At 49.8% G+C, this 19276-nt stretch carries 14 protein-coding genes; 11 read left to right on the top strand and 3 right to left on the bottom strand.

Annotated elements, in window-relative coordinates; genetic code table 11:
• Positions 1-6 precede the first annotated feature (6 nt).
• From trpS to ACXAH4_RS02755, 7 genes are all read left to right on the top strand, one after another.
• The gene (gene trpS, locus ACXAH4_RS02785; protein ID WP_474841469.1) at positions 7-1017 is read left to right on the top strand and encodes a tryptophan--tRNA ligase; all 1011 of its coding nucleotides are present in this window, start codon (positions 7-9) and stop codon (positions 1015-1017) included.
• A gap of 26 nt (positions 1018-1043) precedes the next feature.
• Complete coding sequence (locus tag ACXAH4_RS02780) at positions 1044-1628, top strand: anthranilate synthase component II (protein ID WP_474841471.1); 585 nt, start codon at positions 1044-1046, stop codon at positions 1626-1628.
• 73 nt (positions 1629-1701) lie between these two features.
• Entirely contained in the window at positions 1702-2931 is a 1230-nt protein-coding gene (locus ACXAH4_RS02775) for an HDOD domain-containing protein (RefSeq protein ID WP_474880623.1), read from the top strand.
• A 361-nt stretch (positions 2932-3292) separates the two neighbouring features.
• A complete protein-coding gene (locus ACXAH4_RS02770; protein WP_119502751.1) occupies positions 3293-4498 on the top strand; it encodes an aspartate aminotransferase family protein in 1206 nt (401 codons plus the stop codon).
• Positions 4499-4524: 26 nt separating this feature from the next.
• On the top strand, positions 4525-5562 hold the full coding sequence (astA, locus tag ACXAH4_RS02765; RefSeq protein WP_474848208.1) for an arginine N-succinyltransferase: 1038 nt from the start codon (positions 4525-4527) through the stop codon (positions 5560-5562).
• A 15-nt stretch (positions 5563-5577) separates the two neighbouring features.
• Positions 5578-7047: a succinylglutamate-semialdehyde dehydrogenase gene (gene astD, locus ACXAH4_RS02760; RefSeq protein WP_474880621.1), complete on the top strand. Its 1470-nt coding sequence runs from the start codon at positions 5578-5580 to the stop codon at positions 7045-7047.
• Positions 7048-7065: 18 nt separating this feature from the next.
• Complete coding sequence (locus ACXAH4_RS02755) at positions 7066-7872, top strand: 2-oxoadipate dioxygenase/decarboxylase family protein (protein ID WP_474841481.1); 807 nt, start codon at positions 7066-7068, stop codon at positions 7870-7872.
• A gap of 97 nt (positions 7873-7969) precedes the next feature.
• On the opposite strand, the gene ACXAH4_RS02750 is transcribed toward ACXAH4_RS02755, so the two are convergent.
• The 3 genes from ACXAH4_RS02750 to parC all read right to left on the bottom strand — a co-directional run bounded on the left by ACXAH4_RS02750 (position 7970) and on the right by parC (position 13074).
• The gene (locus ACXAH4_RS02750; protein WP_474848212.1) at positions 7970-10150 is read right to left on the bottom strand and encodes a putative bifunctional diguanylate cyclase/phosphodiesterase; all 2181 of its coding nucleotides are present in this window, start codon (positions 10148-10150) and stop codon (positions 7970-7972) included.
• On the bottom strand, positions 10122-10661 hold the full coding sequence (locus ACXAH4_RS02745) for a heme NO-binding domain-containing protein (protein ID WP_474841485.1): 540 nt from the start codon (positions 10659-10661) through the stop codon (positions 10122-10124). Before ACXAH4_RS02745 ends, ACXAH4_RS02750 begins: the two co-directional genes overlap by 29 nt.
• 109 nt (positions 10662-10770) lie before the next feature.
• On the bottom strand, positions 10771-13074 hold the full coding sequence (gene parC, locus ACXAH4_RS02740; RefSeq protein WP_474841487.1) for a DNA topoisomerase IV subunit A: 2304 nt from the start codon (positions 13072-13074) through the stop codon (positions 10771-10773).
• Positions 13075-13274: 200 nt separating this feature from the next.
• Between parC and ACXAH4_RS02735 the strand changes: the two genes are divergently transcribed.
• From ACXAH4_RS02735 to ACXAH4_RS02720, 4 genes are all read left to right on the top strand, one after another.
• Positions 13275-14309, top strand: a complete 1035-nt coding sequence (locus ACXAH4_RS02735) for a family 43 glycosylhydrolase (protein ID WP_474841489.1) — start codon at positions 13275-13277, stop codon at positions 14307-14309.
• Between the two features lie 103 nt (positions 14310-14412).
• Positions 14413-16416, top strand: a complete 2004-nt coding sequence (locus ACXAH4_RS02730) for a GDSL-type esterase/lipase family protein (RefSeq protein WP_474848214.1) — start codon at positions 14413-14415, stop codon at positions 16414-16416.
• A gap of 1 nt (position 16417) precedes the next feature.
• Positions 16418-17977: a rhamnogalacturonan acetylesterase gene (locus tag ACXAH4_RS02725; RefSeq protein WP_474880619.1), complete on the top strand. Its 1560-nt coding sequence runs from the start codon at positions 16418-16420 to the stop codon at positions 17975-17977.
• A 2-nt stretch (positions 17978-17979) separates the two neighbouring features.
• A complete protein-coding gene (locus tag ACXAH4_RS02720; protein ID WP_474841495.1) occupies positions 17980-18822 on the top strand; it encodes a sugar phosphate isomerase/epimerase family protein in 843 nt (280 codons plus the stop codon).
• Positions 18823-19276 lie beyond the last annotated feature (454 nt).

Genomic DNA, 19276 nt, shown 5'->3' with positions numbered 1-19276 from the left:
CAGGAAATGAGTAACAAACCCATTGTATTAAGTGGCTGTCAGCCCTCAGGACAACTTACTATCGGTAATTACATGGGAGCCCTCAAACAGTGGGTTGCCATGCAGGATGATCACGATTGCCTGTATATGCTGGTAGATTTACATGCCATTACGGTGCGTCAGGAGCCCGCGGCGTTACGGGAAGCCTGCCTTGACGGTCTGGCCTTATACCTGGCCTGCGGCATTGACCCCGAAAAGAGCACCTTGTTCGTGCAGTCCCATGTACCCGAACATGCCCAGCTGGCCTGGATCCTGAACTGCTATACCCAAATGGGTGAGCTGAACCGCATGACTCAGTTTAAAGACAAGTCTGCGAAGAATGTAACCAATATCAACGCCGGCCTTTTCACCTATCCGGCACTGATGGCCGCAGATATTCTGTTATATCAGGCAAATCAGGTACCGGTAGGTGACGACCAGAAACAACACCTGGAACTGGCCCGTGATGTTGCCACACGTATGAACAACATCTACGGCGATATGTTTGCTATCCCGGATCCGTTCATCCCTGAATTCGGCGCACGCATTATGAGCCTGCAGGATCCCGGCAAGAAGATGTCTAAATCTGACGACAATCCGAAAAACTTCATCGGCTTGCTCGAAGATCCAAAGAAGCTCACAAAGAAAATCAAAAGTGCGGTAACTGATTCTGATGAACAGGCACGCATTTATTTCGACACTGAAGAAAAGCCGGGTGTATCTAACCTGCTGACATTATTGTCTCTGTCTACAGGCCGTTCCATTGATGAACTGGTTCCTGAATACGAAGATAAAATGTATGGTCACCTTAAAGGCGATGTGGCTTCTGCTGTCGTTGCACTGCTTGAGCCAGTACAAACGCGCTTCAAAGCGTTACGGGAAGATCGTGCTTATCTTGATGAAGTCATGAAAAAAGGGGCAGAAAAAGCCTCAGCCCGTGCAGCTAACACACTGGATAAGGTTTACGACACACTGGGCTTCATTCCCCGTCCACGCTAAGCCGGCACAATATACGGAGTCAGTTTGTGTTGTTATTAATTGATAACTTCGATTCCTTTACCCATAACCTGGCCCGCTACTTCACTGAGCTGGGCCAGCAGGTAAAAGTGGTGCGTAACGACGAAATCTCCCTTGAGCAAATCGCCGCGCTGGCACCGCAATACCTGGTGTTGTCACCGGGTCCCTGCACGCCGGATGAAGCCGGTATTACCCTCAGTGCCATTGACCACTTTGCCGGTAAAATTCCTATGCTGGGAGTTTGCCTGGGGCACCAGTCTATTGGTCAGGTATTCGGCGGTAAAGTCACGCGGGCAGATAAGGTCAGACACGGTAAAACCTCTGCCCTTTTTCACAATAATACGGGAATGTTCAGCGACTTACCCGACGGATACACTGTCACCCGGTATCACTCACTGGTACTTGAACCTGAAACCTTGCCGGACAGTTTGTCAGTGGAAGCCTGGTGTATTAACGAAAGTGGTCAGCGGGAAATTATGGCGATTGCCCACAGAACGCTGCCTCTGTGGGGTGTCCAATTTCACCCGGAGTCACTGCTGACAGAGCATGGCCACGCTATTTTGCAGCGGTTTATTACGCTGGCAGATGCATAATATTCAGAAAGTATTCAAAAAAAGTCATACTCCGGCCGATAACAGGTTACTATGATTTTTCCGGTAGCCCGATATGCTTTCGTTTTCTGTACCCGACAGCACCCCGAATAAAAATGACGTACGCAGGAGCCGCCCGGTAGTGGAGCATACCCCTGACAACTTACCCCCAATCAATGAGAGGTTTGATAACCTGCTGATTGCGCCTGCGCGGGTGTCTCAGATGATGGGCCGCCGCAGTCCGGGGGAAGTGGCGTTTGCCCAGTCGGAACAGGGCGATGCCCGTCGCCGTTTGCTGCATGTTGAAAAAGTCGCCATTAAAAACAAACAGCTTCAGGCACAGTCAGAAGCCAGTCTGTTAGACCGTGTTAACGCCGAACTTCATCAGTACGTTTTTGAGTTGCTGAAAGATGAAATAGACAATACAGAGGTGGTCCTTACCTCTGTACTTAACCTGAGTCATGACGTTGCACCGCTGCTGGATATTCTGTCAGTCAGGGCCACATCTATTTCCCGCATTGAACCTCATGCTGCGGCACTACCATGGCTCTACGATGACCTCATGACCGTGGTAAATGCACCTAAGTTTCGTCGTAAGGACTCTAAGGGAAAAGTGATTCCGGTGGAAACCTTACGCACGGCGCTGAGCTTTATCGGTATTGAAAACCTCCGTTTATTGCTGCCGGCCATGATTCTGCGCCGGGCTCTGCCGAAAATTACCGATCCGTATCCGGACATTAAAAATCGTATCATGCAATTCGCTCAGTCAACGGGTCTGACTATGCGCGCACTGGCTGATGATTATGATTTACCGCCCCATGAAGCCTTCACCGCAGGGATTCTGTCCCAGCTGGGACGGTGTGCGGTGTCGCGGTTGTATTTTAAAGCTTTTGAGCAGGCGCAGATTGCATTGTTAAGAGAAGCTGAAATTGCAAAGGACACTGAACAGCACGGAGCGATGGCGAAAGTACAGCCATCGGCAAATTACCTTATTGCTATGCAGCAGGAATTTTCTGAGCCGCTGACAGCAAGGCTGTTAGAGATACTGCAATTTAAACGTCTGCGCCTTGCGCTGCCGTTTATTGAAATCACAGAGAATGATCAACACCCTCACGATCTCACAGAGCTTTACAAGAAAGCCAAAGCTTATGCCGCTGTACGTATGTTGCACCAGAGTAAATTTCTGAACAAAGACGAAATCCCGCTGGCACTGCATAAAACGGGCTTTGTCAGAAGCGAACGTGACATTTTGAAATCCACAGACATTTTTCAGCTTCCTCTGATTGAGAATCCGCCTCTGGATTAACGTCTTTTGTGCACGAAATCGCCGTTTTTCGTGCACTTCCACAAAATTTAATCAAAAATTTTTACTGGATAATCATTCATACCGCTAAAAATCACGGTACGTCCTTCGCCCCGCCGCCACTTGCCCTGACTCAACTTATTAACAAATTGCATAAGCTTAGACAAATAAGCTGAATGCTTATGCACTTTTTATGCAAAACAAGCTAAAACCCTCTAAAAACAAGGCCTGCAGCGGGATTCCCAAGGTTACAAAGTGGCGATTAACTGGCATACTGTATAGCTAATTCGTACTTTTCGCATCCAACATCATCTGCACAATTTCACATTTGCACAGCGGATGCCCGATAAAAGAGGTAACTATAATGAACGTAACTCGCGCAACCTTTGATGAGGTCATGGTCCCTAACTACAATCCGGCCAATATGGTACCGGTACGTGGTGAAGGTTCCCGCGTTTGGGATCAGGATGGTGCTGAATACATCGATTTCGCAGGTGGTATTGCCGTAAACGTACTGGGTCACAGCCACCCTGCACTGGTTAAAGCATTAACCGAACAGGGCAGCAAGTTGTGGCACTTAAGTAACGTTTTCACTAACGAACCTGCACTGCGTCTGGCAAAGAAGCTGACTGAAGCCACATTTGCCGAGCGCGTTTACTTTGCTAACTCAGGTGCTGAATCTAATGAAGCGGCACTGAAACTGGCACGTCGCTATGCACTGGAAAAATTCGGTGAAGAGAAAAACGAAATCATCGCCTTTAACAAAGGATTCCACGGTCGTACTTTCTTTACTGTAACAGTAGGCGGACAAGCCGCGTATTCTGATGGCTTTGGCCCTAAGCCCGGCGCTGTTGTTCACTGTGACTACAACGATCTTGCAGCATTTGAAAAGCTTATTTCAGATAAAACCTGTGCGGTTATGATGGAGCCTCTGCAAGGTGAAGGCGGCATTATCTCTCCTGATCCTGACTTCGTAAAAGGCGTGCGTGAACTGTGTGATAAGCACAATGCACTGCTGATCTTTGATGAAGTGCAATCGGGTGTTGGCCGTACCGGCAAACTGTACGCGTACATGGGTCTGGGTGTGACGCCGGATATTCTGACCACAGCGAAATCGTTAGGCGGCGGCTTCCCGATTGGTGCCATGCTGACTACCGCTGAAATTGCCGCTCACCTGAAAGCCGGTACTCACGGCAGTACTTACGGCGGTAACCCGCTGGCATGTGCAGTAGCCGAAGCCGCTCTTGACGTAGTGAATACGCCGGAAGTGTTAAACGGCGTAATCGAAAAAGAAAACCTGTTCCGTGAACTGCTGGGTGAAATCAACGCTAAGTACAATGTGTTCGAAGAAATCCGTGGACAAGGTCTGTTACTGGGCGCTGCCCTGAACAAAGATTACGAAGGCCGGGCCCGTGACTTCCTGGTTGCTTCGGCAAACGAAAAACTGATGTGCCTGGTGGCCGGTGCCAATGTAGTGCGCTTCGCTCCTTCTCTGATCATTTCAGAAGAAGAAATCCGCGATGGTATGGCACGCTTTGAGCGCGCTGTAGCCAGCGTAGTTAACGCCTGATAAACAACGGCTCCGGAAACGCGGTTATGTATATTATTCGCCCTATTAACACTGGTGACTACGACGCACTGAACAACATCGCAGTGGAGTCCGGTATTGGCTTTACGTCATTACCGGTAAATGAAACGCTGCTGCGCAAAAAAATCAGTCGTGCAGAAAGCGCTTTTTCCGAACAGGTGGTTCAACCTGGCAATCAGTCTTATCTTTTTGTTATGGAAGATACCACCACCGGCACTGTGGTAGGCACCACAGGTATTGAGGCCGCTGTAGGTCTGGATGATGCGTTTTACCATTATCACATGGGCAAAGTTGTACATGCCTCCCGTGAGCTGAATATTCACAATACTGTGGATATTCTCTCTGTGTGCAACGACTACACCGGCGTCACCGAAATCTGCACGCTGTTTCTGCGCGAACAGGCAAGAGGCGGTATTAACGGCCGCTTTCTGTCTAAAGTGCGATTTTTGTTTATGATGGAGCACCGTGAACGGTTCTCAGAAACCATCATTGCCGAAATGCGCGGTGTCAGTGACGAAGAAGGTAAATCACCGTTCTGGGCCTGGCTGGAAGAGCATTTCTTTTCGCTGGACTTCCCCACTGCGGACTACCTTACCGGTATTGGCAATAAACGCTTTATCGCGGAATTGATGCCCAAATACCCCATTTACGTCAATTTATTGAGTAAAGAAGCGCAAGCAGTGATTGGTCAGGTTCATGATAAAACCCGCCCTGCCCTGCTTCTGCTTCAGGAAGAAGGCTTCAGCTGCCGTGGCTACGTAGATATTTTCGACGCCGGCCCGACTGTAGAAGCGAATCTGAGCCATATCCGCACAGCACAGGCAAGCCGCAAGCTACCGGTGGTCATTGACGACCAGACGGCAGCACAAGGCGGACAGACCTGTTACATCATTAATACCTCTGTAGCGGATTTTCGCGCCGTTGCCACTGATTTGGCGGTCAGCGAAGAAAACAATGTTGCTGCCATTTCCCGCCAGGCTTCAACGGCACTAAATATAAACGAAGGCGACATGGTACGTTTTGCGCCAGTCAGCTTTCGGGACTAACGACAGGATTGATTCATGCAAACTACACACTTTATCAATGGTGAGTGGGTCGCTGGACAAGGACACACTATTCAGTCGGTTGATCCGGCAAAAGACCAGGTTATCTGGGAAGGACAAGCTGCCACCGTAGCACAGGTTGACGAGGCCATCGCTGCCGCACGTAATGCGTTAACAGACTGGTCATTTCAAAGCTTTGACGAGCGCCTGACTGTCATCAAAAAATACGGTGAACTGCTGGCAGACAGCAAGCCTGAACTGGCTAAAATCATTGCCCGTGAAACAGGTAAACCTGAATGGGAAACGGCAACAGAAGTGGGCGCCATGACAGGTAAAATCGGTATTTCCGAAAAGGCCTATCATGAACGTACCGGTACTGTTGAAAACCCTATGCCCACAGGCCAGGCGTTCATCCGCCATAAGCCCCATGGTGTGGTAGCCGTATTTGGTCCGTATAATTTCCCGGGCCACTTACCAAATGGCCACATTGTACCTGCGCTGATGGCAGGCAACACCATTGTGTTTAAACCCAGCGATTTAACCCCGGCTGTGGCTGAATTCATGGTGAAGCTGTGGGAAAAAGCAGGTCTGCCGGCTGGTGTACTCAATCTGGTACAGGGCGAAGTAGAAACAGGCAAAGCACTGGCAACGCACGCTGGTATTGACGGTCTGTTCTTTACCGGCAGTTCCCGTACCGGTAAAATTCTTCACGAGCAGTTTGCAGGACATCCCGGCAAAATTCTGGCTCTGGAAATGGGCGGAAACAACCCGCTGATCGTAAAAGACGTGGCTAACACTGATGCCGCCGTTCACGACATCGTGCAATCAGCCTTTGTGACCTCTGGTCAGCGTTGTACCTGTTCCCGCCGTTTATTCCTGCCATCAGGTGCAGCAGGGGATACCATCCTGAACCGCCTGATTGAAGTTACAAAAAACATCAAAGTTGGCGACTATGACGCGCAGGAGCAGCCGTTCATGGGTGCGATGATTTCTGCCAAAGCGGCCAGAATGATGGTCGATGCTCAGGCGGAACTGGTTTCTCTTGGCGGCAAAGTGATTGTGGAACTGACTCAGCCGGAAGCAAACAAGGGCTTTGCAACACCTGGCATTATTGATGTGACAGACATACTTGATGCCTTGCCGGACGAAGAACATTTCGGACCGTTACTGAAAGTCATCCGCTATACCGATTTTGATGCAGCTATCAAAGAAGCAAACAATACCCGTTACGGTTTATCTGCAGGTTTCCTGGGCGACAGCGAAGAAGACTACCGTTATTTCTTCCAGCGTATCCGTGCCGGTATTGTTAACTGGAACCGCCCGATCACCGGAGCCAGCAGTGCAGCCCCCTTTGGTGGTGTAGGCGAAAGTGGCAACCACCGCGCCAGCGCGTACTACGCAGCCGACTATTGCGCATACCCTGTAGCATCTGTTGAGCTGGAAAAAGTCACCCTGCCGGGTACATTAAGCCCGGGTTTAACGCTGTAGCAAAAGGACGCAGTTAACATGCATACAAATGTAGATACCTTATTTGACCGCCTGTGGGACAAATATGTGGCTATCACACCTTCAGCCCATAAAATTCATGCGCTGCTGGTGGGTGAGGAAAACAGTGACAGTATCGTGAACGATCATGTGGCGTTCCGTACTTTCAATCTCGACAAATGCCGGCTGGATAAGCTCGCTGCGCATTTTCTGGCGCTGGGCTACGAGGCGAAAGGCGATTACGACTTTGAAGCCAAAAAGCTGACCGCAAAGCATTTCGAACACGCCGACCTGACTAAACCTAAAGTGTTTATCAGTGAACTCCGTGTAGAAGAGCTGTCAGAAGCCTCTCAGGCGATCATCCATAAGCTGGTAGAGCAAATGGATGAAAGCATCACCACCAGCGAAACGTTTCTTTATTCAGGGCCTCAGTGGTCACTGTCTAGAGAAGACTACGATACGCTGCTGAATGAATCTGAATATGCAGCCTGGATGGCGGCATGGGGCTTTCAGGCTAACCACTTCACCGTGAGTGTTAACCACCTCAGTCAGACACAGTCTCTGGTTGACGTGAACACGCTGCTTAAGGAAGCAGGTTTTGTTCTTAACACCTCAGGTGGCGAAATCAAAGGTGGCGAAAACGTATTTCTAGCCCAGTCATCGACTATGGCCGACAAAGCCGGTGTTGAAATGAACGAAGAAACGGTTCAGATCCCTTCCTGCTTCTACGAGTTCGCACAGCGCTACGAACTGCCTGACGGCAAACTGTACCAGGGCTTTGTTGCTGCATCGGCTGACAAAATTTTCGAAAGCACAAACGCTAAGTAATTACACAGCAGAAATCTGCCGTACTTTCATTGGCAAAAGGCTCCTTCACCACAGGTGAAGCAGCCTTTTTTATTTACGCCAGCTATTTTTGCAATGGTCAGCCTGTTACCGTACTCTGTTCCGGTAATCTTGCAAGGAATTCACTGAACCGGGATGGCTTATCAAAATAAAAGCCCTGCAATAAATCCACCCGGGCTTCACGAAGTAACGGCAGGTATTCAGTCAACTCCACCCCTTCCACTACAGTATGAATTTCTAACCGTTGCAACATAACAATAATGCCCTGAAACAACGCCAGTGCTTTCGCGTCATGATGGATGTCTTTTAACAGGCTGCGATCCAGCTTTACCGTACTGAATTCAAACATTCTGAGGTAACTTAACGCAGAGAATCCGCTGCCGAAATCATCCAGCGCCAAGTCGAAACCGGCATCCCTTAACGCCTGAAGTGCACTAATTGCCCGCTGCTCATCCTGCATAAAAATAGACTCGGTCAGTTCTATTTCAATTAATGACTCCGACACTTTTTTTTCCGCACAAATGGCTTTCGCCTGAGCGGGAAAGTGAGGATCTAATAACTGGTTTGCACTGATGTTAACGGCGAGAGGCACAACCTGATGCTGCTGTGCCATAACGATGAGGTAGTCACATGCGCGGGACAAAGCCTGCAAGCCGATTTGCAAATCCAGCTGATTCGCCTCAGCCAGCGGAATGAAAATGCCCGGAGAGACGTTACCGTGCATAGCAGACTGCCACCGGCACAATACTTCGCCGGACTTCAGCACGCCCTGTACATCGTATTTACCCTGAATGTAGAAATCCAGGCTATCCTGCTCGATGGTCTTACGTAAATCAGACAGCATGCTGACCTGCGCCTTCATACTCTCCCACAAGCCCTGCTGGTAAACACTCACCCGCCCTTTACCGCCAATCTTCGCCTGATACATGGCTGCGTCGGCATTCTGAATTAAGCGTTCAACGCTGCCGCCATCAAACGGATGACAGGCAATGCCGATACTCGCGGAAAGATGTAACTCGGTACTCTGCGCCTCAATTTTGAGGTTTTCTATCCCCTTAATGACAGATTCACCGATGGCGCTGGCACGCTCTTCATCACAATCCGGCAATACCACCACAAACTCATCGCCCCCCCAGCGGGTGACTGTTTTACTGTTGTAATGTATGCGGGAAAGTACGCGGGCCACTTCCTGTAAACAGCGGTCACCGATTTCATGGCCGGCACCGTCATTGATTTGTTTAAACCCGTCCAGGTCGATAAACAAGAGCTTAAAATTCTGACCGGATTCCAGTGCGTTTTCCAAAGCTTCATTCAGCCCGTTACGGTTGCTCAAACCGGTCAGATCATCATGCATAGCCATCTGACGTAAGCGGGTTTCATTAAATTTACGCTCTGAAATGTCACGGACAGTGGCAATCAGATAAGGCTTTTTCTGATACTGGCTTTCAAACCGTGCCAGCGATATATCTACCGGCAATTCCCGCTCATCAAGTGTTACCAGCACCGTTTCAAACCGTATTTGCTGGTGTCCGTGCTTTGACAAATGTTTGTCTGCATCAACAATCAAATCCTTTAACGACCAGCCGAGGGTCATGTTTTTATCCTGCACTTTGATAAGAGAAACGAATGCCTCGTTACACTCAGTGATGGAATAGTCGTCTGACAACACCAGCATTGCTTCGCGGGAGCTTGCGAAGGCGGATGCCATCAGATGAAAGGTCTGCTCTGCTTCACGTTCGTAAGTGATGTCGCGGGTGGTGCCCACAATCCGCACTGCAGAACCAAATTCGTCCCGCTCCAGCACTCTGCCCCGTAAACGCATCCAGAGAAACATTTCGCGGAACCGGTAACGGAAGGACACCTCAAGCCGGTCTTCGCCGCCATGCAGTACGATGGACCACTGAAACTCCAGATTGGAAATGTCTTCTTCGTGTATGTTTCGCAGCAAATCAATCGGACTACTTTCCCGCAGAGACTCTTTAGCGGAATGGAGTGAAAATGAACGGATGGTAATTCTGTCGTCACTGGCACGCCATTCCCAGTAAGACTCCTGGGCAGCCCACATGGCAAGACGCAACCGGGTTTCCGTTGCCTGACTCTGCTGCAGAGCGTCATACAAAGCTACGCTACGTTCAGTCAACAGGGCTTCCGCCTGTTCACGGGCACGCTTTTCCCTGGCTAAACGGCGCTCCAGCGCTGCAATCGCCTTGCTGTTTTTGTCCATGTCCGCATCAGCTTTCAACGGTGATATTGAATTCATAGGTATGGGGCTTGTCTGATCTGACTGTTGTACGTTGAATTGTTTGCCCGAAGTGATCGGCAGCTGCGTCCATCAGACCTTCAGCCAGAGAATGCAGTTCGCGGGTTGAGTAATATTCTAACAGCATGGTGTTATCCGTTTTGGACAACACTTTGAAAGTCGGTAAATCAGCATCAGGATAGAGTTTGCGCACCTGAACGTGAATATCGTTGTCCAGCACACTGAGGGCATCCAGAATGCCGCTGCGCCCTGCCATCACCTGGCCATGGGCGGAAGCAAGACGACCAAACAAATAGTAGCCAAAGTCGTGCAGCAGTTCCTCTGCAGGCTTGCCGGTCTTTTCCACCAGCACACCAACCAGTTTCTGCATTTCAGAGAAGGGGTAGTAACCTACTGATGTGTAGGCACCATCATTTTCAAGGTTCGCCGCGATAATCACCTCATCAGCAAATTCCGGTGAGACCTTTTCTTCCAGCATTTCAACCAGCGTTGTGAACACAATCCCCAGCATACGGACATTCCTGTTTTATCCAATCTTATTAAGTGTAGCCCGGTAATACCGGGCCACAACTCAATAATTGGTCTAAACCGCAGAAGGTAAGCTGATTGCAGTCAGAGACTTAGGCGTCGTCGTCGTTGCCTTCGCTGTCTGTTTCAGGCGCAGCAGCTTTGGGGAGTTCAACAATGAGGTCGTCTACCCGCTGCAGACCACGGGGAAGTTTGTTGCCCCGGCGTCCCCGCTCACCCTGGTAATGCTCAAGGTCAGCCGGTGACAGTGTCATGCTGCGCTTGCCAGCAACCACTTTCACCGATGCGCCGTCAGGTACAACGGCTAAACAGCACACAAACTCTTCACGGGTTTGTGCTTTCGCTGATGGGATATTAATGATTTTATTGCCTTTTCCTTTCGCAAGGCTGGGTAAATCCCGTAATGGGAACAGCAACATACGCCCTTCATTAGAAATGGCTAAGCACCAGTCGGATTCAATATCATTTACCCGTTGCGGCGTAATCACTTTGGCTGCGGAGGGTAAACTTAAGAACGCTTTACCGGCTTTATTTTTGCTGATCATATCCGCAAATTTGCCGACGAATCCGTAACCGGCATCAGATGCAATGAGATATCGCTGCTCATCATCACCCATGAGTACATCAGTAAACTGTTCTCCTCCCACTACACTGAAGCGCCCGGTCAGCGGTTCCCCCTGACTGCGGGCAGAAGGCAGACCATGGGCGTCACAGGAGAATGCGCGGCCCGAAGTATCTAAAAACACCGCAGGCTGATTGCTCCGGCCTTTCGCGCTCGCCAGAAATCCGTCACCGGCTTTGTAGCTTAGCCCTTCTGCGTCTACGTCATGACCTTTGGCGCATCGTGCCCAGCCTTTTTCCGACAGAACTACTGTTACCGCTTCGGACGGGATAAGCTCTTTTTCAGACAGGGCTTTGGCTTCGCCACGCTCTACCAGCGGCGAACGGCGATCATCACCGTACTTCTCAGCATCAGCCAGAATTTCTTTCTTAATCAGCGTCTTTAAGCGGCGATCAGAGCCCAGTAAGGTTTCCAGTTTCTTGCGCTCCTCTTCCAGCTCATCCTGCTCACCTTTAATTTTCATCTCTTCTAACTTGGCGAGGTGACGTAATTTCAGTTCCAGAATGGCTTCTGCCTGCTTATCAGACAGTGAGAACCGGCGCATAAGCTCTGCTTTCGGCTCATCAAAGGTACGGATGATCTCAATCACTTCATCGATATTTAAGAAGGCAATCATTAAACCTTCTAAAATATGCAAACGCGCCAGCACTTTATCCAGGCGGTACTGAAGACGGCGGGTTACAGTGTCTTTACGGTAAACCAGCCATTCCGCAAGAATAGTGCGCAAATCTTTCACTTGAGGACGGCCGTCAAGACCAATCATATTCAGGTTTACGCGGTAACTTTTCTCTAAATCTGTAGTCGCGAACAAATGCTGCATGAGCTGTTCACTGTCCACACGGTTAGAACGCGGCGTGATAACGAGGCGGGTTGGATTTTCGTGGTCAGATTCGTCACGTAAATCACTTACCATAGGCAGCTTTTTCGCCTGCATCTGCGCAGCAATTTGCTCTAACACTTTGCCGCCGGAGGCCTGGTGAGGCAGCGCCGTAATAACAATGTCGCCACTTTCTTCAGTGTACACAGCACGCATTTTTATTGAACCGCGTCCGGTTTCGTAAATTTTCCGGATGTCTGCCCGCGGGGTAATGATTTCTGCATCGGTTGGGAAATCCGGTCCCTGAACATGCTCCAGTACGTCATTTAATTCGGCTTTGCTGTCATCCAGCAGCATGGCACAGGCATTGGCGACTTCACGCACGTTGTGAGGAGGAATGTCTGTGGCCATCCCTACCGCAATCCCTGTCACGCCGTTTAGCAAAATATGCGGCAAACGTGCAGGTAAAACTTTAGGTTCTTTCAGCGTACCGTCAAAGTTAGGCATCCAGTCTACGGTGCCCTGTCCCAGCTCGTTCAGCAGCACTTCACTGAAACGGGATAAACGGGCTTCTGTATAACGCATGGCAGCAAAGGATTTGGGATCATCCGGTGCTCCCCAGTTTCCTTGTCCGTCTACCAGCGGATAGCGGTATGAAAACGGCTGAGCCATCAGTACCATGGCTTCGTAACAGGCAGAATCACCGTGAGGGTGGAATTTACCTAATACGTCACCCACGGTTCTGGCCGACTTCTTGTATTTTGCCGTTGAACTTAAACCAAGATCAGACATCGCATATATAATGCGGCGTTGAACGGGCTTTAAGCCATCTGCGATATGAGGTAATGCCCGGTCCATGATTACGTACATGGAGTAATTTAAATAGGCATCTTCGGTAAACCGGCGTAGAGGAAGTTGCTCAACCCCATCCCGGTTGATAATGATTTCGTCGCTCATGCGTTATTTTCGTTATGATGTGGTTCACTACTTTTTAGCCATTGTGAGCCAATCCCCGCCGATACGCAATAAGCTGACAAACCGGGCGGTAATTTCATTATTGGAACAAAACGTTGAAGCCGCCTGTTCAGCCTTGCCTGCGGAACACCGCCCGCTCTACACTCGCTTCACTCAGTGACGACTTATTAACGTGGACAGGGATGAAGCCTGAAGCAATTATTCTATGCCTTGCTGTTTCTTTGATGACAGCTTGTGCCGGTGACAGAAGCGTATCTGAAACACAGTCTGTGCAAGGTAAGGCAGCCCCGAAACCACTTTACCGTGACCCCGTTTATGACGGCGCCGCTGATCCTACAGTGATGTGGAATCCTCAAACTTCCAGCTGGTTCATGTTCTACACAAACCGGCGTGCCAATATGCCAGATCCCGAAGGTGTTGAATGGGTTCATGGAACGCCCATCAGTATCGCAGAATCAACGGATGGTGGTGTGACATGGCGCTATAAGCGCAATGCTGTTATCAACTATCCCCACTCCGGTGATAACAGTATTACCTACTGGGCACCGGATGTGTTTTTTCATGAAGAAACCTGGCACATGTATCTCACCATTGTGCCCGGCGTATTTACAGACTGGGCTCATCCCCGCACCATCGCGCATTTCACCAGTACTGACATGCTGTCATGGCATTATGAGTCAACATTGAAGCTGGCCAATGAGAAAGTCATTGATGCCGATGTCATCGCCCTGCCGGATGGTGGCTGGCGCATGTTTTACAACAATGAGCCTGACGGGAAGTCTGTGTACTATGCTGACAGCGACGATTTGTATCACTGGCAGGACAAAGGCAAAGCTCAACTGGCCAGTCGCGGGGAAGGTCCGGTTGCTTTTAAGTGGCAAGGTTACTGGTGGCTGATTGTTGACGCATGGCGAGGGCTGGCGGTTTACCGCTCGAATGATTTAACCCGCTGGGAACAACAAACCGGCTATTTACTGGCGGACCCCGGAACAGGAAAAGACGACGGTATTAACGGCGGCCATCCCGACGTAGTGGTTGAAAATGACCGCGCCTGGCTTTTCTATTTCACCCATGGCGGCAGAGTGGGAGAGAATGCAGGGAAAGACAATGCAGAGTCCAGACGCAGTGTCATTCAGGTCACTGAGTTGCAGTTTGAAGGTAACTGGCTGACTACTGACAGGAATGCGCCTGCGCTTATATCCTTACCGGCAAAATAATTTTGAACCCGCCGGTTCAAATGTGAAATTATTTTTACATACCTGTTTACGCATTGTGAATCCTTGTGATTGAATTTGACTGTACTTTTCAGGATGAATCACAGTGAAACTAACCAATCCATTTGCCGCGAGGCTTGCCGGCCACACCGCTCTTTTTGCAAGCATCATTACCTTCACAGCTTTTTTCCTGGCAAGCTGTGCCAAATCCCCTCCTCCCCAATCCGAACCTGACTATACCGCTTACCTGTTTGCGTCGTTCAGAGGTAATGGTGAAGACGGCTTGCATCTGGCATACAGCAGAGACGGTCTGAATTGGACTGCGTTGAATAACGATTATGCCGTTTTGACACCAGACGTCGGCACGAAGCTGATGCGGGATCCCACGTTAATAAGAGGACCGGAATCTTTTCACATGGTGTGGACCACCGGCTGGGAAGACAAAGGTATTGGTATAGCTCACAGTGATGATTTGGTCACCTGGAGCGACCAGCAGTTTGTCCCAGTGATGTCGTCCTATCCTGCCGCTAAAAATGCCTGGGCGCCGGAAATTTATTATGACGAAACAGAGCAGGAGTTTGTCATCTTCTGGGCATCTACTCTGGCCGGAAAATATCCTAAAACTGAGGCTCAGGCAGATAAGGGCTGGGATCACCGCATCTATGCAACCCGTACGAAAGATTTCGCCGGATTTACCCCCACCACGCTTTTCTATCAGCCGGACTTCAATGTCATTGATGCCAACATTACGGCGCTGGATTCAGGATACGTGATGCTGGTAAAAGACGAGACCCGTTATCCTGCCGCCAAACGCTTACATACGGCATTCAGTGACAATATCAACGGGCCATGGAGGTTCACTGAATCGTCTTTTTCTCCGGATAGTTTATGGGTAGAAGGCCCGACGACGCTTAAGGTAAAAGACGGTTTCCTGGTGTATTACGATGCCTATATGACACACCGGTTTGGTGCTATGTTCACCAGAGACTTCATTCACTTTGAAGACAGAACGCCTCAGCTTAATTTGCCTGCCGGCACCCGTCATGGTAGTGCTATTCCCATTACCGAAGAAGAACTTCAGACACTGCTTAACGCCCGGGGTGATGACACAACGCACTGGTCAGCAGATTCACTGAAATCAGTGTGCAGTGGTGTACCGTTAACCTGCAAACTGGGGGGCGGCACGGGCAATTACCAGGTCGCAGTTTCCGGCACACTGTCATCAGATATCTACGCAGAGAGCCGCAGAAAAATGTTCACTCCGGCGGTCGCCAGCGATATGTCTGCTAACCCCGGGTCTTCCACTGCTTACTTCGCGGTTAATGTGCGCGACCCGGAAGGCCAGCCCATTCAGGATGTCAGCGAGCCGTCAACGGATGGACTGAACCTTACCTTTATGCAGCCCCTTGATACCATCAGCAGTATTGAAGTGACACCTGTCAGGAACAGCCGCTCTTTGTTTATCATCGGTGATTCAACGGTGTGCGATCAAACACCGCAATGGTCAAAGGCCAGCGAAGATCGCTATACCGGTTGGGGGCAGTTGCTGCCAGCCTGGTTTGCGCCGTCAATGACTGTCATTAACTATGCAGACAGCGGAGAAGGCACCGAAGCATTCTCTGTGCCTGATGGCGTGCTCTGGCAGAAAATGGCGGGACAAATCCAGCCTGATGACTGGGTATTAATCCAACTCGGGCACAACGATAAGAAAACCCCAAAGTCCGTTTACGTGTCACGGATGACCGGATTACTTGAAACCATTCAGGGTAAGGGAGCACATCCGGTTGTAATTTCTCCGATGATCCGCAATCACAATATTCCGCTCACGCAGCAGCACATATACGGCGATCTTGTTGTGCGGGACGTACTGCCTGAAATCACCGCCTCCGCGAATGTACCCTACATTGATTTAATGTCGCTTTCCCATGACTGGGCCACCCGGTTGGGACAGGCTGAAGCACAAACCTATTTTGTGGATGACGATCAGACCCATTCAAACGAGCACGGCGCAGGGATATTCGCACAATTTATAGTGGATGAAATCAGCCGTCAGCAATCAGACCTGGCCAGTTACCTCCGTGTATCGCAACATGACAAAGCAGAGAAATAATATGCCTTATCTATCACGCTTCTTACGCCCCGTTTTCGCGTTCTTCGTTACCAGTGTTTGCGTGGTGTTTTCCTTTACCGCACTGGCAGATGATGAAAAGCATCTGACACCAGCCACCATTTTTATCGCCGGCGATTCCACTGCAGCCACGTATAACAATGCTGATCACCAGGGCTGGGGAGCGGTTTTTCAACAATACTTAGACGACAAACAGGTCACCGTTGATAACCGTGCCAAAGGAGGCCGCAGCACGCGAACCTTTATTGCTGAAGGCTGGTGGGACAAATTACTTAACGATGTGAAGCCGGGGGATATCGTGCTTATCCAGTTCGGTCACAATGATGCCAGCCCCGTCAATGACGACTCCAGAGCCAGAGGGACATTGAAGTCTCTGACTGAAGAATACCGCGACATACACAATTTACTGACCGGCAAAGACGAGCGGGTATTTTCTTTCGGTCACTACATTCGCCAGATGGTGGCAGATGTCCGACAGAAAAAAGCCACCCCTGTTTTACTGTCGCTGACGGCCAGAAATATCTGGCATGGCGATCGTATCGAACGGGGCTCCGGTGAATATGGTGGCTGGATGCACAGTCTGGCCATGGAACTGCATACACCATTTATTGATGTGACCAACGCTGCGGCTGATCAGTTAGAAGCACTGGGCAAGGAAGACACCGCTGCGCTTTATCCAAAGGATCATACTCACTTTCATACGCAGGGGGCAAAGCTTCACGCTGAAGTCGTTGTCGCTGCCATAAAAGGTATGCGCCCGTCTCTTTCACCAGAACTGTATTCAGAAGCCGGTAATGCGGTTACTGCGAACAACTGGACCTTCGTTAATTTACCCGTGGTGCAAAATCAGGCACTTCGCAGTGTGTTTATGGTGGGCGATTCTACTGTCAGAAATGGTCGTGGCGATGGTGCCGGCGGTCAGTGGGGTTGGGGTGATTTCATTGCCGCCGCGTTGCCTGATGCCAATGTGAACTTTGTTAACCGCGCCGTAGGAGGCCTGAGCAGCCGGACTTTCGTCACCGGCGGACACTGGCAACGGGCACTGAATATGATGAAGCCCGGCGATATTGTGCTGTTACAATTTGGCCATAATGATGCCGGCGCGCTTAACGATGACTCCAGAGCCCGCGGTACCATTAAGGGCACAGGCATGGAGCAAAAGCGTATTGAGAACATGCTTACCGGCGAACCTGAAGTTGTTCACACCTATGGCTGGTATTTACGTAAGATGATTGGAGAGGCCAAAGCGCAGGGCGTCATCCCGGTAATTTGCTCTCCGGTTCCCCGTAAAAAATGGGAAGACAACGGCTTTCGTACTGCCCGCGCCCGTGACAGTTATCCCCAATGGGCAGAGGCGGTGGCCCGCACTGGCAACACGGCTTTCATCGATTTACACGAATTGGTTGCAAACGCTTACGACGGTAAACCCCATGAGTTAATCGACAGCTATTTTGGTGATGCCCATACCCACACCAGCAAAGTAGGCGCAGAAGTCACTGCAGCAATAGTCGCTGAGCGCTTAAAACCTATGCTGGGTCTGTAAACATGAGTGCATTGAATATCGGCGTACGCGCCCATGATTTTGGTCAGGGCAGTATCGAGGAAGTTAGCAACCGCATTGGCCAGTATGATGTGTCCTGCGTGCAACTGGCTTTGCCCAAGTCCTTTCCTTTTATGGGACCGGATGCAGGGCGTATTACGCCGGGCTTTGCCAGCAAAGTGAAAAACGCCTTCGCTGCACACAATATCGATATTGCTGTGCTGGGTTGCTACATCAACCCCGTGCATCCGGATAAGCAAATCCGTGAAGCATCGCTGCAATGGTTTGAAGAGCATTTGCAGTTTGCCAGCGACTTCGGTTGCAAAATCGTGGGAACGGAAACCGGCAGTATTAATGCAGATTGCCTCTGGCATCCCGATAATCATTCAGAGAAAGCGTTTGATGAACTGGTTACTTCAGTGAGAAGGCTTGCCCTGACCGCAGAGAAGTTCGGGGTAATCGTCGGTATTGAAGGTGTGGCCCATCACCACATTATTAATACACCGCAACGTTTGTGTCAGTTGCTGGAGGCGGTGGATTCCCCAAACGTCAAAGTGATCTATGATCCGGTAAACTTCTTTCCGGTAAACATGCCTGTCTCTCAGGAGGCTGCCATGGATGAGATGTTTGCAAAGCTTGGACAGCAAATCGTCGCAGTGCACTGTAAAGACTTCATCACTAAAGACCACAAAAAATTCGGGGATTTACCTTCCGGCACAGGTGAGATGAATCACCGCTATCTTTTTGCCTGGCTGGCCAGATTTAAACCGGATATTCAGATCATTCTAGAAAATACATCTGCCGGCAACATCGACAAGGTACTTTCCTTTCTGGATAATCAATTGTAGTTCAACCCTTTTCAAGCGTGTTTGCTCAATCCTCTGTACCCAACCCTCCGGGCAAACACGCAATTTATCCTGTTATTTTTACACCGGCAATTCCCGCGAAACAATTGTAAACCAGCCGTCAAAACAGATTTAAAAACCTGTTAGTTTCATATATTGAATTTTTTGTACTTTTCCGAAAATAGTTTTGGCCACTATTGACCGGTAATTTTGCCCCCGAAAAGCACGATGACTGACCTGACACACCGGTAAATGACATCAAACCCGCTTATTTGATCACCTAAAAAACCATTATTAATCATAACTTTAAACACACGCCAACCGCTCCCATTTCAATTATGGAACTTTATAGTTAAAAGCTTATTTATCCCTTGACGGCTGATTGTGGATGAAAACGCTTGATTGGAAATGATTGGGCTGTGTTGACGGCTTTTTGGGCCGGGATTACCATCATTTT

Source organism: Alteromonas sp. ABV2_168, assembly GCF_056161165.1.
The sequence above is the reverse complement of the archived record's forward strand: the minus strand, read 5'-3'. Positions and strand labels throughout refer to the sequence as shown.

Bases quoted from the DNA above. Each gene is read 5' to 3' on its own strand.
- ACXAH4_RS02735 (WP_474841489.1), top strand. From the start codon at position 13,275: ATGAAGCCTGAAGCAATTATTCTATGCCTTGCTGTTTCTTTGATGACA.
- ACXAH4_RS02720 (WP_474841495.1), top strand. From the start codon at position 17,980: ATGAGTGCATTGAATATCGGCGTACGCGCCCATGATTTTGGTCAGGGC.
- parC (WP_474841487.1), bottom strand. From the start codon at position 13,074: ATGAGCGACGAAATCATTATCAACCGGGATGGGGTTGAGCAACTTCCT.
- trpS (WP_474841469.1), top strand. From the start codon at position 7: ATGAGTAACAAACCCATTGTATTAAGTGGCTGTCAGCCCTCAGGACAA.
- astA (WP_474848208.1), top strand. From the start codon at position 4,525: ATGTATATTATTCGCCCTATTAACACTGGTGACTACGACGCACTGAAC.
- ACXAH4_RS02725 (WP_474880619.1), top strand. From the start codon at position 16,418: ATGCCTTATCTATCACGCTTCTTACGCCCCGTTTTCGCGTTCTTCGTT.
- ACXAH4_RS02770 (WP_119502751.1), top strand. From the start codon at position 3,293: ATGAACGTAACTCGCGCAACCTTTGATGAGGTCATGGTCCCTAACTAC.
- astD (WP_474880621.1), top strand. From the start codon at position 5,578: ATGCAAACTACACACTTTATCAATGGTGAGTGGGTCGCTGGACAAGGA.
- ACXAH4_RS02775 (WP_474880623.1), top strand. From the start codon at position 1,702: ATGCTTTCGTTTTCTGTACCCGACAGCACCCCGAATAAAAATGACGTA.
- ACXAH4_RS02750 (WP_474848212.1), bottom strand. From the start codon at position 10,150: ATGAATTCAATATCACCGTTGAAAGCTGATGCGGACATGGACAAAAAC.
- ACXAH4_RS02745 (WP_474841485.1), bottom strand. From the start codon at position 10,661: ATGCTGGGGATTGTGTTCACAACGCTGGTTGAAATGCTGGAAGAAAAG.
- ACXAH4_RS02755 (WP_474841481.1), top strand. From the start codon at position 7,066: ATGCATACAAATGTAGATACCTTATTTGACCGCCTGTGGGACAAATAT.